Consider the following 17,819-nt stretch of genomic DNA (forward strand, 5'->3'; position numbering starts at 1 on the left):
TTTCAATCAGATGCTATATTTTAAGCTTGTGGAGGACGCCAGAGTGTAGATGGAAAAGAAGGAATCTCCCTATCAGCATATATCGCCACATGCTTTACATGCAGGCTGACATTGTAGAGAGGTATCTCGTAGTTTGTGGTAATACTCGAATTATGATGGCTTGTACATGAACAAAACGGGATACACAGTTCGAGCCCCGAATCGTCATGCTCTGTATCTGCCATAGGAACCAATTCAGTACTTTGTCCGAAAGTATCTGCTATCTGAACATCGCAGTGGCAAGGCAACACTACAAGGATCAGAAAGTAAATACCTATTATAAATACAGATGGTCTCATTTTCTCTTTCTTATATGCACAAAGATACAACAAAAACGGTGCAACTTAGTTGCAAATTTATTACATAAGTAATAATTCATATCAAAAAGAGCCTCTGTAAAAATTACAAAGGCTCTTTATTTATATCTGACAAAGGGTTTAAGTTTAATTATTCTATACCTCCTCCCAAAGCCCGGTAGAGGTTAGATGTAGCCTGAAGTTGTTGTAATTTATCATTGACTTGATTGAGTTGTGCATCCAACAACCCTTGTTGAGCAGTTAGAACTTCAAGGTATGTGGCTTCACCGGCTATCAACAGCTCTCTGGTATAGTCTACTGCTTTCATCAGTGATTCTACCTGGATAGCACGTGTTTCCATCTTCTTAGTAGCAGATTCATAAATTGCCATTATATCGGATACCTCTTGCCCTGCAGCCAGAACTGTTTTTTCGAATGCCAATAGAGTTGCCTGTTGTTCGGCTTTTGCTACATCATACTGTGCTATAAGTCTTTTCTTTGCGAATAATGGTTGTGTTAAACCTGCAACAATACTGGCAAACAGATTTTCCGGTTTGAAAAAATTACTCAAGCCATTGACAGTAGAAAAGCCCAACGTCCCTGAATTTAATGTTACCGATGGATAGAAACCGGCTTTTGCTGCGTACCTTAATTCGAAAGCCGACCGGAAAGATAATTCAGCCTGTTGCACATCCGGACGCTTTGCCAGCATTTGCGCAGGTATTCCGTAAGTTAACCGGGCAGGAACTATCTGATCCGATAGTGTAGCTCTGTTCAAAGAAACGGGAGCCCGTCCCAACATTACACATAAGGCATTTTCGAGTTGACTGATATTACTTTCTAAATCGTGAATCGATGTTTTTGCACTATATAATGCCGCCCTACTCTGCTCCACCGCTGCTCCATTAGCTAATCCGGCCTCCTTCAGAGCATCCATTGTTAAAAGATTATCATCCATCAATCCAATCATTTCATTGGTAACTATAAGTTGTTCGTCAAGAGCCAGTATCGAATAGTATGTATTAGCGATATTGGAAATCAACGAGGTTTGTATCAAGTTCCGTCCTGCATAGCTATTCAGCATATCTGCATATTTGGCTTTGGACTGCCGGTTCAGTTTCCCCCAAATATCTAACTCCCAACTGGCAACAATACCTAATGTATATGTTTCCTTATGATATCCCAGATTGTTTTTACTTCTAGGCATTCCGGTAAGAGGATCGGCATTACTTAATCTCGTTTGTTCTACCTGACCGGAAAGAGCTACATCCGGAAAATATGCAGCACGGGCTTGTCCCAACATCGCTTCTGCCTGTTTGATACGCTCAGTAGTAATGAGCATGTCAAAGTTATTATTCAATCCCTCATTGATATATGCCTGAAGAAGGGGATCTTTGAAATATTCCCGCCACAGAATGTCTGCAATGGTCGTAGTATCAGTCTGATTTGCGTCTCTGAATAAATTATCACTGTTTATCTGAGGAGACTCATACTTATTCATTACCTGACAGGACGAGAGTCCTATCAGAGCTATAAGCCCTGATAGAACAAATCCTTTTATGTAGTTATTCTTCATGTCTGTTTTCTGTTAATTGTTGTTTGTTATCCAACCTTGGGTTTTTCCCGCTATAACGCTCCTGTAAACTCTGGAATATGATATAAAGAGAAGGGATTACCAATACTCCGATCATCGTACCTATAAGCATTCCTCCGATCGCACTGATACCAATAGATGCATTTCCGACAGCTCCCGCACCCGAAGCAAAAGCCAGAGGTAGCAACCCGAAAATGAAAGCGAAAGATGTCATCAGAATCGGACGAAGACGGGCTACAGCTCCATTGATCGCGGCATCAATAATACTTTGTCCTTGCTGACGCCTTTGTATTGCATATTCCACAATCAAGATTGCATTCTTAGCAAGCAAACCAATAAGCATTACCATGGAAATTTGCACATATATATTGTTTACAATGCCTTGTGATATTCCGAATATTCTCAAGAATAGGAAGACCCCTGCTAAACCAACCGGTAAGGAAAACAATACCGAAAATGGAAGAATATAACTTTCGTAAAGTGCTGCAAGCAGTAAGTAAACGAATATGAAGCAAATGATGAATATAATTATCGTTTGATCGGTGCTATTAGCTTCCTCACGCGACATACCTGCATACTCATGACTATATCCATCAGGTAGAATAGTTTTGTCCAAAGACATTTCATCCACTATCCGAATAACGTCTCCGGTACTGTATCCTTCGAGCGAATTGGGCATTATTACCACATCCATTGCCTGAAACATATTAAAACGGCTCAAAGTCTGCGGAGCTGTAACATCTGTTATAGAGATAAATTCCGTAACCGGAGCCATTTCTCCGTTTCCGGTTTGCACAAAGATTCCGCTAAGATCTTCTTCTTTAGTCCTGTATTCCGGACCGGCCTGAAGCATTACCCGGAATTGCTTGCCATACAAATTAAAATTCGAAGCATAAAAACTACCAATATAAGCCTGAAGGGTACTCATTATATCATTAAGAGTCAGCCCTGCAGCTTTTATCTTAGGCATATCGGCCTCAATTAGCTTTTGTGGAAAGTTTGGGTTAAAGTTCGTCATAGCCATCATGATTTCTTCACGTTCGTTCAGTTTTGCGACATAGTTGAGAGTGACACTATAGAATTTCTGAATATCGCCTCCCATCCTATCCTGTAATTGCAATTCTACACCGTTACCCATACCAAACCCTTGTAAGGTAGGAGTCGCCATAAAGAAGAACGTAGCTTCTTTTATACCTCCTGTTTTTTGGGACAAAATGGCTGCTACCGCGTCTGTAGAAAGTTTACGGTCTCCCCATGGATCCATCTTGATAACCACCGTACCATACGAACTACCTATACCACTCATAAAGTTAACTCCCGATATGTTGGTAACTGTTTTTATTCCTTCTATCTCCATTGCAGCATCAACTACCAGATTAACAATACTATCCGATCTCTCAAGAGACGAAGATGGTGGTAAGGTTACAAATCCGATAACAACACCGCTATCTTCCTGTGGAACAAACCCTGTCGGAGTAGTTTTCATCAATCCATACAATAGTAAGGACGCACCGCCTATGATTCCAAAAGTGATCCATCGATGCCCTTTTTTTCCTAAGAAATGAAGGCTCGACTTGTATTTTTGTGTTGCGGCACTAAAAGCTATATTAAAATTACTATAGAAACGCTGAAGTAATCCTTTCTTTTGAGATTCTTCATCATGGGGTTTCAGTAATATAGCACATAAAGCAGGGCTTAATGTTAAAGCATTCACCGCCGATATCAGGATAGCTATAGCCAAAGTCAACCCGAATTGCTTAAAAAACACTCCGGAAGTTCCGCCAATAAAACTGACCGGGATAAACACAGCCGACATAACCAAGGTAATAGATACAATTGCGGGAGCAATCTCTTTCATTGCCTTCAGCGTAGCTTCTCTTGGGTCTTTCATTCCAGATTCCAGCTGCGCATGAACAGCCTCGACGACAACAATAGCATCATCGACTACTATACCAATGGCCAGTACCATCGCAAATAATGTAAGCAGATTGATAGAAAAGCCAAACAGTTGAAGGAAAAAGAAGGTTCCTATAATAGCAACCGGAACAGCAATAGCCGGAATGAGTGTAGACTTGAAATCTTGCAAGAATACAAAAACGACTATAAATACCAAGATAAAAGCTTCAATTAAAGTTATAAATACCTTACTGATAGATGCTTCAAGAAATTCACTCGAATCCATCAGATAATGCACCTTTATCCCTTCGGGAAAAGATTTTTCCGCTTCATTAATAACAGCTTTAACCCCTTCAATCACTTCCTGCGCATTAGATCCTGCAGTCTGGCTGATAGACATAAAAGCAGACTCTTCTGTCTTATTGGTCATTGTGGTTACCGTATAATTCAGTGCCCCCAGTTCCACATCAGCTATATCCTTTATCTTTAGTATATGCTCATCTTGTGAACGGATAATTATATTACCGAACTCCTCAACAGATTTTAAACGTCCTGTATATTTCAATGTGTATTGGAACGACTGATTACTGTTTGATCCCAATTCACCGGGAGCAGCCTCAATATTCTGATCCTGAAGAGCGGCTATTACCTCCTGTACCGACAACTTATAGCTGGTCATTACATCAGGTTTCAACCAGATACGCATCGAATAGTCTTTAGTTCCGTAAACACTGGCATCGCCAACCCCGTATACACGCTTAATTTGCGGCAGGATGTTTATATTAGCATAATTCTGCAGGAATTCTCCGTCATAATCCTTATTCTCAGTAGTCAGGGCAATAGCCAATATTGTACTATTCTGTTGTTTGGCAACGATAACACCGATTTGTGTCACCTCTTGAGGTAAAACAGGCGTAGCCCGCGAAACCCGGTTTTGTACATTTACAGCAGCTATGTCGGGATTAGTTCCCTGCCGGAAAAAGATCCTGACCATTCCCATACCATTATTTGCCGACGACGAAGTCATATAAGTCATACCTTCAACTCCGTTTACTTGTTCTTCGATCGGTATTACCACGCTATTCATTACCACATCGGCATTAGCTCCGGGATATGTTGCCGATATTGCCACTGTCGGCGGTGCAATATCCGGATATTGTTCAACTGGTAGACTAGCGATACCAATGATACCCAGTACAACTATAATAATAGATATCACGGTAGATAATACGGGTCTTTCTATAAAAGTCTTTAGCATTGTATTTCCTTTTTATGTTTTCAATAAATCGATTAATTAACTTATTCGAACTTGATCTTTTTTCCATTACTCAGTGTAGCAATACCTTCAGTGACAATACGCTCACCATCATTCAAACCTCCGGTTACAGCATAGTTTTGCCCATCGGGAGTTGAAACAACCGATATTATTTTTTGCACAACAGAGTCTCCCTGAACTGTAAATACCAGCACTTTATCTTGTTGCGCAAACGTTGCCCTCTGAGGTATTACAAATACATTTTCTAAATTTCTGGGAACTGATATTTTCCCGCTTGTTCCGCTCCTCAATACGCCTTGTTTATTGGGGAATTCTGCTCTCAAACTGGCAGAGCCTGTCGTTATATTAACTGTACCTGTTATAGTTTCGATCCGCCCTTTTTCCTGATAAACAGTCCCATTTGCAAGTATTAAAGCTACTTCAGGCAGGTTCTTCAGTTTTTCCGCCTGAGTATCTCCACCTATATTTTCGAGGAAGATTGCAAGTTCTTTTTCATTCAGGCTGAAATAAGCGAACACATTGCTGGTGTTAGCAACAGTAGTCAGAACATTAGCTGAGTTTACAAGGCTCCCCAAACGCAATGGTATAGAACTGACAACCCCATCCACCGGACTACTTACGTTTGTCCAGCTCATAGTCGCATGGGCATTTTTCAAAGCAGCTTCAGCTTGTGCCAGGCCTGCCATTGCCGTCTCATATGAATCCTCTGCCGTTAGTAACTGCACATTACCAATAATCCCTTTTTCGGCCAATGGACGAATACGGTCAACATTAATTTTAGCTGTATTAACCTGAGCTTTTGCACTCTTCACATTAGCCTCCGCAGTAGTCAAAGCTTGTTCCGCCTGTGGCGAATTAATCTTAAACAGCAATTGCCCTTTTTTAACGACAGCACCTTCATCCACATATATGGCATCTATAAATCCATCAATGCGCGGACGGATATCAATATCTTCCTGTCCTTTGATAGTAGCCGGATATACAGATGTCAGTTGGGTATTCTGCTGACTAACTAGCATTGTTGGATATGTTTGCAATTGCCCTTGTGGTATATCCTGTTTTTTTCTACATGATGGCACAAGCAACATGAAAACTGTTATTCCGAAAACAATCTCTTTTAGTTTCATATCTTTAAAAATTTAGTTTGTTTAGCTTATCAGATAAGATTATTAATTGCGACACGAGTAGTTTCTTATCAATATTCTGATAGATTAGCTTAGAGGTTTTCCCAACTTTGGATAATGCTTTGCGGTAAAGTTCTTCACCCAAAGGGGTAATCCTTACAATAATCGTCCGAGTATTGACCGGACTGCGAGTCCGTGTTATAAATCCTTTTCTTTGTAGATTTCGTAAAATAGTAGAAGTTGTCATCGGATCGATCTGTGTTCTTTCAGACAAGTCAATCTGGATAATTTCTTCATCATTCACCGAAAAGTGATATATGGCAGATAGAATTTCAAACTGAGAGCACGTCAACCCGAATTTATCAAGGTCTTGTTTCTTGATTTTAGTCAATTGCTTAATAACCTGCCACATCAAACTGTTAACCGTTAAAAACGAATCTTTTATCATTTGCATTTGGCTCATAGTACTTATTGTTTGAATTATTATAAATACGCTTACAATGGAAAGCGATAACCTCTAGTGTAAAAGATCTTTTTACAAAAGTGAAGATTTTACAGACGATACTTTATTCTTATTTTTCCCGAAAAATGTCTTGTTTTTCAGTTTTCTATTTTGGTTTATCCAAATAAATTACTTATATTGGCTGGATAGGTTGGTTATCAGATTTAGGACTTTATTCGAATACTATGAATACCATATTATCAAGTATTTCAACAGATAATGCGTCTGGCGAAATGGGTTGTTCTATTATTAAAGACTATATTATTTCCGATGGAAAAGGCAGTTGTAAACCTTTCTTTCTAGAACAACCAACAGCTATTCAAGGCATGATATTTATGCTTTGCAAAGGAGGTAAACTCTCCATGAAGATTAACTCTATAGAGTATACAATCAGAAAATACTCTTTACTCACCCTATTATCCGGAAGTATTTGTGAAACTATTGAGATTAGTGATGATTTCACATTCGAGTTTCTATTCTACTCTATTGACTTTTCGTTCGAACTGAATATTCCTGTAAATATTGATTTATTGGAGAAGGTATCACGATTCCCCGTGGTCAATCTGGCAGAAGTTCAGTTTGAATCTATGCTTGACTTTCATTCATTTATGGCCAAACACCATGGGAATGAAGAACACAAATTCAGGGAACATCTTGCCAAAAATCTCCTAGCTTCATTTATGACGGAAATGTGTAATATTTACGGCGAACCGAGAGAGCATAAGTCCTATAGCGATGTCTATGGGCGCAGGGCAGAGATATACCGGCATTTCTGTAAACTATTAATTGAATATATCAAAAAGGAAAGGACAGTACAGTTTTATGCGGATAAGATTTGCATTTGTCCCAAATATTTGTCGCAGTTAATTAAGCAAATCAGTGGGAAACCTATTATGGAATGGATTAACGGATCGACTATAATTATTATTAAGTCTATGCTTAAAACATCTCCTATGTCTATCTCCCAGATAGCTGATGAACTGAATTTTCCTAATCCTTCGTTTTTTGGTTATTACTTTAAAAAACATACGGGTATGACACCATTACGATATCGTGAAAGTTGACATAATCCGTTCCTCTTTTAGCCGGATAAATACTAAAAGAAGAAAATAGAACATTTTGTTGGAAATATTAGACAAGGTTTATTTCAATTAATTTAAAACCTTTGTTTATACAATTCGGAGTCAGATTTTATCCTGAGGATAGGCTTGACGGACATGATTTATTGCCTCCGGTATTTATTAATTAAGACAACAATCATATGGAGAACAGAACAATAACAATTGCCATACATACTCAAGGGAAGGCATTAAAACTAAAGCAGATACTCGAAAACGCAGGTATCCCTGTTTCATTCGAAGTATTGCACCGGGATAATACAGAAAAAAACACGGAGGGAATCGCTGTAAAGATTAACAAGTCGCAGCTATTCAACGCCTTGTCTGTTATAGAAGAGTATAAACTATTCAGTTATAACGACGCACAAACTTACAAAATAGATGACGGACGCAAACGGATTCTGGTTGCTGTCGATTTCTCTTCGTATTCTATGAAAGCGTGTCATATTGCTTTCAGCATAGCAAAAAGTATGGGGGCAAAAGTAAAAATTTTCCATGTTTTCAACAGAATCCTTTTCCCTTTACATATGCCTTTTGCCGATATGTTAAAAGAAGAAGACGATCCCGGGATACTTGACAAAACAAGGAGGAAAATGCTGGATCTTTGTGTTGAAATAGATAAAAACATTACGGAGGGAATCTTTCCTTCTGTAAATTATTCGTATTCGCTAAGAGAAGGTATTGTTGAAGAAGAAATAGAAAGTTTTATCAGGGAATATAAGCCTGCTTTACTTGTAGTTGGGACAAAAGGAAAAAATAATAACCAGAGAAACCTCTTAGGCAGCGTTACCGCCGATATTATCGAGATGACAAATGTACCTGTATTGGCAGTGCCTGAGAAAGCTTTTATTAAGGACATCAACAGCGTTAAAGAACTTGCTTTTTTTACAAATATGTATAAGCGCGATTTAATATCTTTCGATTATCTGGTCAATTCCATATTACCCTATAAGAATATTAATATAACACTGGTTCATGTTCACAACATCAAAAAGAAAGAAACAAGATGGACAGAGGCTGATATGTCGGATTTAAAAGATTTTTTCAAAGAAAAATATTCGAAACTGAATATTGAGTATAAGTTGATAACTGTTAATAAAACCATTGATGCAATTCCTCTTGTAAAAGAATTCATCGAAAAACAGAACATTGATGTTGTGTCAGTTAATACACAACGCCGGAATTTATTAGGGCGGATATTTATCCCAAGTACCTCGCGTAAAATCCTCTCATCTTTAGATGTCGTATTACTTGCATTAAGAGGCGATAATTTTTTGCATCCGGATTAAGTAAGGGAAATAATTAACCGGGATCTAATAATAAAACTTATGCCTAAATACGTACTACCTTATCCACCACATATTCAAAATATTTTAGGTGGGTAGCCATCAGAATAGTGATATCCGGATATTGCTTCTTTATATTTTGGAAGATGGCAATCGCATTTTCAGTACTGATACCTGCTGTAGGCTCATCTACAACCAACAGTTGCGGATTCTTGAGTAGTGCCTGCGCCAATAAAAGTTTTTTCCGTTGTCCTCCGCTCAATGTTTCGCCGTTTTCGCCTAACCAACTAGCCAGACCATCAGGAAGGGACGAACGCCAGCTAGCCAGATCGACCGTATCCAAAACGTGTTCAATTTCTTCATCAGGATAACCCTCAAAGTTTTCACGTAGTGTCCCTGTAAGCAAATAAGCTTTTTGGGTAACATAAATACATTCGGGCACAGGTAAATGCGATAACACCTCATTGTCATTCCAGATCAATGCTCCTGTACGGCGATATTCGGGATAAAATAAACTGTTCAATAAAGTGGTTTTACCTTTCCCTGTCTCTCCGAAAAGCGCAATCCATTCTCCTTTTTTGATTTCTAATGATACTTCGTTGGTAGATACAGTTGTTTCAGGGATTTTAGCACCTATATGTTTTAAACTTATATTTGCCAGATGCGAATTCACTTTTACATCTTCGACCGGCTGCTCTCCCTCAGCGAGAATCGAGTCAAGGTCTTTAATCTGATGTGCTACGGAACTTTTTTCTGATTTTCCGGAAAAGAGCATTTCCGACAATTCAGCTTGTGCCATAATACCAAAGAAAACACCTAATGCTACAGGGGCATCTATTCCATAATTGCCCAAATTCCAAAGTAAGAATGCTGCAATATAACTAAATCCGAGTCCGGCAACCAGTTGCAGCCAAAACGAATTGGTCTGTAGCTTATTTTCCGATTGTTCCAACTCCAGCATCCTTTGTTCATATTGTCCGATTGCTTTCTCTTCCAGATTGTATTTCGAAATTTCGATCCTGCCTCTGAAACTTTGAATCAGAGCCTGATTATTCTCTTCGCGATGCAATTTAAGGTTTTCATATAGTTTCCTGTTTTTCCGAAAGAATAATTGGGGAACAATAAACAAAAGAATAGCCGAAGAAATAACAAATTCGATAGCTATAACCTGCGAAAAAACAATAAGGAAGAAAAAATATATACTAAGTGTAAGTATAAGCGCGGCAAACGGCAAAAGCCACAATAGAATGTGGTTCAAAATCTGGTCGACACCATATGTACTGTTTTCGAGTAATGCAGAGTTGTTATTAACTTGCTTTCTGAAATAAGAAAACTTAGCAACCGATTGGAATATATTCAATTGAAGCCTTTGCTGGGCATCCAGCGTTGACTTATGATTCTCCAATCGTTCGAAATATCTGGTTGCTGTACGCGACAGTGCCAGTAAACGGATAATAGCTGACGGAACCAAATACGAAAACAAGGTATTCGCAGTAACAAACACTACACTACAGATAGCCAGAAACCATCCGGAAATAGCCGGAAGAGCAACAAATGCCACTGTCCAGAGCAGCAATAAAAAAAGCCCCTTTAACCATTTGCCAGCTAAGGGCTGTAAGATATATTTTACGATAAATTTGTTCATAACTTCATCTGCTCCCCCCAATTTAAATTCAGAATTGTATCGGCAACCGGGTCGAACATCTTCTCGTGTGACGCTACAATAACTAATCGGCTCTCAGCCAATTTCATTATTTGTGGAAGTATAATTTCAATAGTACCGGCATCCAGATTAGCGGTAGGTTCATCCAAAATAGCTATAGGTTTCGGATGCAGCATCATACGGGCAAGAGTAACTAATTGTTTTTCACCTCCTGAAAGTTGCTTTCCATTATGGCTCAATACGGTCTGCCAGCCATCCTCCTTTTTATCCAGAATTTTATCCAAAAATTCGGGGTAGCTGTCATTTGCATCTATTTTCTTTTCCAGAAAAATATTGTATTGAAGTGTCCCGTCAAAGATAAAAGGAAACTGATTCATATACGATGAATTTACATTGAGCCATTGTTGAGACCACTCATTGTCTTTTCCGTTTACAGAGATCGTACCATCTTCGGCAAATAAACTCCCTGCACAGATTTTTAATAAAGTAGATTTACCGGAGCCCGAAATACCTTTTACCAATACTAATCCTTTATCGGGTAATTTCAGGTGTATGTTATGCAGTACTTTCACCGGCGAATCGGGATAAGCAAAGTTCAACCCTTTGATGTCAAGAGCCCTCAACATTTCGTCCATCTCTGTCTTAGTAGTGCTTATGTCTTTATTTAGTATCGGCATCACTAGTTTTGCAGATGCTAAAGCCTTATTACGATCATGGTAAGCACTTACAAATTTCCGTAAATAAAAGAAAAAATAAGGAGATAGGGTTAATAAGAACAAGGCAATACGGAAATCATAACCTTTTCCGTAATTAGGTCCCGTCATAATCCCGAGAAGGCTCATCCCGAAATATATCGCAATAGCAGCTATAGAAATTGTAACAAAAAGCTCCAATACTGCCGAAGAAAGAATAGCTACCCGCATAACATTGGTGGTCGCTTTGTTCAATTCTTTACTTTTTTCGGACAAAAAACCGTATTGGGCTTTAAAGTTGTTTAAATTGACAATCTCCGCGACAGTCTGCAGGCGATTGTAAAAAACAGCCGAATATTTCAAGAAAAGATTGATATGCTTCTTATGAAGCGCTTCGGCACCAACACCAATAACGATCATTTGCATCGGTATAACCAAAAATGAAACCAATAGTACGAGGGCAACCCATTTTTCGACCCAAAAACAGACCACTAATAACATTCCGCTAACTAAAACCGATGCAACGGCATACGGAATGAAGAAAGCATAGAAAGGTTTTAAGTCATCGCTTACCCGGGTTACGAGCAATGTACTCGAAATAGAATCAAACTCGTTGCTGTTCAACAAGATCGGATAAAGCTTCTTTTTTATTTTCGAAACAATGATATTTCCTGCATTGTAATTAAACTGCGATGCAAAATGAGCAAAGATATATCTGGCGGTAAGAAACGCCAATGCATATAAAAGGACATTGGGCAAAATAAGTCCGTCATTGAGCCACGAAGCAGCGAATCCGGACAAGTACCAGCAAAAAAAGACAAAACAACCTGCACTTATAATAGTAAATACCGAAGCTAAGATATACTCACCTTTTGCTTCAGCTAATTTTTGACCCAGCCATCGGGAAGCATTTTCCTGATTTGAATTCATTGATTATCTGTGATTTTAATTTCCATTGCTGAAAATGAACGGGAATTAAATACCGGAGAGGTTTTCATTCCCTTACTAACAAAGATAATTATTTATCCAAACAATTATAAAAAGAAAGGTATAATCAATTTTGGGCATTGTGTTTAACAACTTTGCCGCTTATAGTATTTTTTATTCCTGATTAATTGTAGAAGCACTCTACTATCGAAAGTGTGGATAGGTTACGTCCAATCTCAGTCCTCTTTAAGTTGGATCTTATTGATAAAATCTATGATATATAAAATATAATTTATGCTAAAGCAATTCTATCTGTTTCAGTAATGTTTCGGCATGAGTAATAGACTTTATCCGCATTTGTTCCAGTTTCTCCTCATCATTCCGGTTCGCATAAGATAATCCTCCAGTATAAACATAACCCTGCCATTCCATTCCGCAAAGTACAGCAAACTGCTTAAAAGCCGGCATAAACTCTTCAATTGTATAGTTTTGTAGTCCTCCGTGTTTGTACATCTCCTCCGGTGCACCGGAAGTGAACGATAATAATAGTTTCTTACCATGCAGTTTATCTCCCGTTGAGCCATGTGAAAAACCATGAACAAAGACGTCTTCCATCCACTTTTTCATCAATGAAGGCATTCCATACCAGAAGAATGGAAATTGGAGTACAATTACATCTGCACCTGTCAATCGCTGCTGCTCGGCAGATACATCAATACAGAAGTCAGGGTATAATTTATCAAGAAGCGCAAATTCAGCCTGAGGTAAAATGCTTTGTAACTTATCCAGAATTATTCTATTTGCAAAAGACTGATTCAGGTCAGTATGACCCGAAACGATTAATATTCTCTTCATTTTTCTTTTTTTTTACTAATGTCATTTTGAACAATGCAAATATATAAAAAGTACTGTTTTTGTTATTTGCCGTAAGGCTCATTGTATTTTGCTGACAAGCTTATTACAGTACTTAATCACGCACTACGGCATTTTCTAATAGTTTTCTAATAGCATTCTAATACCTCTCTAACAGGGCAAAATAAAGGAACAGGTTACTTTTGCCTCCCAATAAAATAAGTTTCAAAAAAGAGAGAATGTATGAAAAACAAAAAACAATTGACGATTGTATTATTGTTACCATTGATATGCTTTATCACCTGTAAGAATAAAGAAGCAGACAGCGAAGCTACGGCTTATCAGATAAAAGGCGACACAGTTTATGTAAGCGGGAATAATATTCTCGCATCAAAAATAAAACTATCGGATGTCGAAATTGAATCACATTCGAAAGAAGTAATAACAGCAGGTACTGTTCAGCCAATCCCTACCCAGTTTGCCTACATTGCCCCACCCTTTTCCGGAAGGATTATCAAATCATATATAAAACTGGGACAAACAATTAAAGCGAATACTCCCCTCTTCGAAATAATTTCCCCCGATTTCACTGCAACTCAAAAAGATTTCTTTCAAGCCCGTTCATCCAGAGAGTTAGCTCAAAAGGAATTGAAACGGAAGAAAGATCTGATAAAAAACGGAGTAGGTTCACAAAAAGAACTGGAAGAAGCATTAAGTGCCTTACAAATAGCAGAAAAAGAATACGAAAACTCCTATGCTGCTTTATTGGTCTATCAGATAAATCCGGAGAATATGGTATTAGGACAATCTCTTACAGTACGTTCTCCAATCTCAGGGTATATTATTGAAAACAATATTGTAACAGGTCAATACATTAAAGACGATTCTGAACCTATAGCAATTGTGGCCGATCTCTCGCAGGTATGGATCACTGCGCAGGTGAAAGAAAAAGATATACGGTTTATCCACGAAGGAGACAACATCGAAATGCATATGTCAGCTTATCCCGAAAAGATTATCAGTGGTAAAGTATTTCATATAGAGGAAGCTGTAGACGAAGCCACGCGTTCAATAAAAGTATTATCTATTTGCGAAAACAAAGAGCAGCTTCTCAAAATAGGGATGTATTGTACAATACATTTTCTTCATAAAGCTTCTGATTTTATCCACATCCCCGAAACCGCCTTACTACAAGGAGAAAAAGACAGTTATATCTACACCGAAATAGCAGCGAATACATATTTACGCACACCTGTGGAAGTAGAAGCTTTGAAAAACGGGAAAGCTGTAATATCGAAAGGACTTGATGCTGGCAGTAAGATAATAAGCGAAGGAGGGTACTATTTAAAATAACATCACAAAAATCCAATGGAATTATCATTTCCGAGTATGTGATAACCATTGTTCAAAATAGATTATGAAAAAAGATTTAATGTTGACTGTAATACAAAAACGGTGGGTAATACTCTGCCTGTTTATCATACTTTGCATCTTCGGATATTATTCATGGAAGCAATTATCCATCGAAGCATATCCGGATATTGCCGATGTTACGTCACAGGTAGTGACTCAAGTTCCGGGACTGGCAGCCGAAGAGGTTGAACAACAAATAACAATACCTATAGAGAGGGCTCTGAACGGATTACCGGGTATGTATGTAATGCGGAGTAAAAGTACGTTCGGATTATCGATGATCACTATCGTTTTTAAAGACGGGATAGAAGATTATTGGAGCCGCCAACGGGTACAGGAAAGATTAAACGAGGTTGAACTTCCTTATGGAGCTATACCCGGATTAGATCCGTTGACCTCGCCCACAGGAGAAATTTACCGTTATATTATAGAAAGCGATAAACATTCGCTAAGGGAACTTACTGATTTACAGAACTGGGTGATCATTCCCCGTATAAAGCAAGTACCGGGAGTAGCCGATGTTAGTAATTTCGGAGGAATAACAACTCAATATCAGGTAGAAATAGATCCTCAAAAGCTGGAACAATATCATTTATCATTAGATCAGGTAATTGAAGCAATTGAGAATAATAATTCGAATGTAGGAGGAAGTATACTCAATCGGGGAGATTTAGGATATGTGGTAAGAGGTATCGGACTTATTTCCGATTTGGATGATCTGGGCAAGATTGTTGTCAGCTCAGAAAACGGCGTCCCTGTTTTCCTGAACGAAATAGGTAAACTCAAGTATGGAAATCTCGAACGCAAAGGTGTTTTCGGATATAGTGACCGTAAACGCGAATACTCGGAAAGTATAGAAGGAATAGTCCTTCTTTTGAAACACGAGAATCCGTCTGTAGTTCTTGAAGGCATTAAGAATGCAGTAGAGGAACTGAATAAAGAAACTCTGCCCGAAGGTGTAAATATACACACCTTCCTCGACCGTACCGAATTAGTTGACACCACCTTGTCTACAGTTTCCCGTACTTTATTGGAAGGGATGATACTGGTAATCGTTGTTCTCATTATCTTTTTGGGTAATTGGCGCGGGGCTTTATTAGTTGCTGTTACTATTCCTATATCATTACTTATCGCTTTTATACTGATGCACCTGACCGATATTCCGGCTAACTTATTATCTCTGGGAGCAATCGATTTTGGTATTATAGTAGATGGTGCCATTGTGATGATGGAAACAATATTGAAGAAACGGGAAGATCATCCTCAAGAATATCTGGAAGAGAAGAGTATTACAAGACGAGTTACCGACGTTGCCAAACCCATTGCATTTGCTACAATCATTATCATTACAGCCTATCTGCCGCTTTTCGCCTTCGAACGGGTCGAACGTAAATTATTTACACCGATGGCATTTACTGTAAGTTACGCACTCTTAGGCGCACTGCTGGTTGCTTTATTCCTTATACCGGGTATCGGATATGCCCTTTATCGTAAACCGAGGAAAATATATCATAATAAATGGCTCGAAAAACTAACTCTGAAATATTCATCAGCAGTAAATAAGATACTGATTAAACCCCGTAAAATAATAACATCTGTTATCGCTATTTTCATTTGTGCAATCGGATTGACTCTATTTGTAGGAAAAGATTTTTTGCCTGTACTGGACGAAGGTTCCATATGGTTACAGGTAAATCTTCCACCCGGAATAACAGTAGAAAAATCAAGAGAATTATCCGACACGCTCCGTCAACGAACTATGAAGTATGACGAGGTTACTTATATTGCCGTTCAGGCAGGACGAAACGATGACGGCACCGATCCCTTCACCCCTTCGCACTTCGAAGTTTCGATAGGGATAAAGCCATATAATGAGTGGCCTGGCGGAAAAACAAAAAACGACCTGATAGAAGAATTGTCTAAAGAATATGAGTCATTACCGGGTTTCCGTGTCGGATTTAGCCAACCTATGATCGACGGAGTCATGGACAAAATAGCAGGAGCACATAGCGAACTTGTTGTAAAAATATATGGGGATGATTTCAAAGAAACCCGCCGGATAGCAGAAGACATATTGAATACATTGAAAAATGTAGATGGAGCCGTAGATCTGGACATCGATCAAGAGCCCCCTCTACCCCAACTCCAAGTTCATATGAACAGAGATGCCATTGCGCGTTACGGGCTGAATGTTTCGGATGTAAGTAACCTGATAGAAGTAGCTATAGGAGGAAAAGCTATATCGCAAATTTATCAGAATGACAGGGTATACGATATTACTTGCAAATATGATGAGAACTCGCGTAATACTCCCGAAAAAATAGCAGGATTGATGCTAACATCTGCAACCGGAGCTAAAATTCCGTTATCGCAAGTTGCTGATATAAAACTGAGTATAGGAGAAAGTACCATAACCCGGGAAATGAATAAACGCCACCTGACTGTAAAACTAAACCTCCGTGGACGGGATCTTGCCTCATTTCTAAAGGAAAGCCAATCTGAAATAGAGAAAAATATAGTGTATGATCATAATAAATACCATATTAAATGGGGTGGACAGTTCGAAAATCAAAACAGGGCTTATTCGCGCTTAGCAGTAATTGTTCCGCTGGCGTTAGCGATTATGTTCGTGCTCCTCTATTCCGCATTCGGTAAATTCCGACAGGCAGGGTTAGTCTTAGCAATTGTGCCTTTGGCTTTGTTCGGAGGAATGCTGGCATTGAATATACGGGGTATGACACTGAATGTATCTTCGGCGGTCGGCTTCATTGCTTTGTTCGGAGTAGCTATTCAAAACGGAGTAATTATGATCTCACATATCAATAGTCTACGGAAAGATGGGATGCCTTTATATGGAGCTGTATCCGACGGGGCACGCCACCGTTTCCGTCCGGTATTAATGACTGCAACTGTAGCTATATTAGGTTTATTACCGGCTTCTCTGGCTACAGGTATAGGTTCTGATGTTCAGCGTCCCCTGGCCACAGTTATCGTGTACGGTCTAATGTTTTCTACCATTATAACACTATTCGCATTGCCGGCTTTCTATTATATGATAGAATCCAGAGTAGAGAAATTAAGAAAAAAATCAGATTATGAAAATAAATAAACTAAAAACAATATTGATAATCAGTTTTATCT

Annotated in this window: 12 protein-coding genes; 4 read left to right on the forward strand and 8 right to left on the reverse strand. The window is 38.7% G+C overall.

Annotation, left to right across the window (positions count from 1 at the left end; genetic code table 11):
• Positions 1 to 20: 20 nt before the first annotated feature.
• The 5 genes from BUC12_RS10005 to BUC12_RS10025 form a co-directional block, all read right to left on the reverse strand.
• Positions 21 to 338, reverse strand: coding sequence for a DUF6660 family protein (locus BUC12_RS10005; protein WP_062180151.1), 318 nt, complete (start codon positions 336 to 338; stop codon positions 21 to 23).
• A 148-nt stretch (positions 339 to 486) separates the two neighbouring features.
• The gene (locus tag BUC12_RS10010) at positions 487 to 1,911 is read right to left on the reverse strand and encodes an efflux transporter outer membrane subunit (RefSeq protein WP_062180148.1); all 1,425 of its coding nucleotides are present in this window, start codon (positions 1,909 to 1,911) and stop codon (positions 487 to 489) included.
• Positions 1,901 to 5,083: an efflux RND transporter permease subunit gene (locus BUC12_RS10015; protein ID WP_062180145.1), complete on the reverse strand. Its 3,183-nt coding sequence runs from the start codon at positions 5,081 to 5,083 to the stop codon at positions 1,901 to 1,903. The genes BUC12_RS10010 and BUC12_RS10015 overlap by 11 nt, the downstream gene beginning before the upstream one ends.
• 41 nt (positions 5,084 to 5,124) lie before the next feature.
• Positions 5,125 to 6,228, reverse strand: a complete 1,104-nt coding sequence (locus BUC12_RS10020) for an efflux RND transporter periplasmic adaptor subunit (RefSeq protein WP_062180142.1) — start codon at positions 6,226 to 6,228, stop codon at positions 5,125 to 5,127.
• A 4-nt stretch (positions 6,229 to 6,232) separates the two neighbouring features.
• Positions 6,233 to 6,688 (reverse strand): MarR family winged helix-turn-helix transcriptional regulator, encoded by a 456-nt coding sequence (locus BUC12_RS10025; RefSeq protein ID WP_062180138.1) that lies wholly within the window; start codon positions 6,686 to 6,688, stop codon positions 6,233 to 6,235.
• A gap of 224 nt (positions 6,689 to 6,912) precedes the next feature.
• Between BUC12_RS10025 and BUC12_RS10030 the strand changes: the two genes are divergently transcribed.
• Both BUC12_RS10030 and BUC12_RS10035 read left to right on the forward strand, forming a co-directional pair.
• Positions 6,913 to 7,791, forward strand: coding sequence for a helix-turn-helix domain-containing protein (locus BUC12_RS10030; RefSeq protein WP_062180135.1), 879 nt, complete (start codon positions 6,913 to 6,915; stop codon positions 7,789 to 7,791).
• Between the two features lie 197 nt (positions 7,792 to 7,988).
• The gene (locus tag BUC12_RS10035; protein WP_062180132.1) at positions 7,989 to 9,134 is read left to right on the forward strand and encodes a universal stress protein; all 1,146 of its coding nucleotides are present in this window, start codon (positions 7,989 to 7,991) and stop codon (positions 9,132 to 9,134) included.
• A 43-nt stretch (positions 9,135 to 9,177) separates the two neighbouring features.
• Here the strand turns inward: BUC12_RS10035 and BUC12_RS10040 are convergent, their stop codons facing one another.
• From BUC12_RS10040 to BUC12_RS10050, 3 genes are all read right to left on the reverse strand, one after another.
• Positions 9,178 to 10,776 carry an ATP-binding cassette domain-containing protein gene (locus BUC12_RS10040; protein WP_062180129.1) on the reverse strand — a complete coding sequence of 533 codons (1,599 nt, stop codon included), beginning with the start codon at positions 10,774 to 10,776 and terminating at the stop codon, positions 9,178 to 9,180.
• Entirely contained in the window at positions 10,773 to 12,416 is a 1,644-nt protein-coding gene (locus BUC12_RS10045) for an ATP-binding cassette domain-containing protein (protein WP_062180126.1), read from the reverse strand. The genes BUC12_RS10040 and BUC12_RS10045 overlap by 4 nt, the downstream gene beginning before the upstream one ends.
• A gap of 294 nt (positions 12,417 to 12,710) precedes the next feature.
• Positions 12,711 to 13,268, reverse strand: a complete 558-nt coding sequence (locus BUC12_RS10050) for an NAD(P)H-dependent oxidoreductase (protein ID WP_062180123.1) — start codon at positions 13,266 to 13,268, stop codon at positions 12,711 to 12,713.
• A 240-nt stretch (positions 13,269 to 13,508) separates the two neighbouring features.
• Between BUC12_RS10050 and BUC12_RS10055 the strand changes: the two genes are divergently transcribed.
• Entirely contained in the window at positions 13,509 to 14,618 is a 1,110-nt protein-coding gene (locus tag BUC12_RS10055) for an efflux RND transporter periplasmic adaptor subunit (protein WP_062180120.1), read from the forward strand.
• Between the two features lie 64 nt (positions 14,619 to 14,682).
• Positions 14,683 to 17,787, forward strand: a complete 3,105-nt coding sequence (locus BUC12_RS10060) for an efflux RND transporter permease subunit (RefSeq protein WP_062180117.1) — start codon at positions 14,683 to 14,685, stop codon at positions 17,785 to 17,787.
• Positions 17,788 to 17,819: the final 32 nt, after the last annotated feature.

Source organism: Indolivaga macrotermitis (assembly GCF_900128985.1).
Taxonomy (GTDB): domain Bacteria; phylum Bacteroidota; class Bacteroidia; order Bacteroidales; family Dysgonomonadaceae; genus Dysgonomonas_A; species Dysgonomonas_A macrotermitis.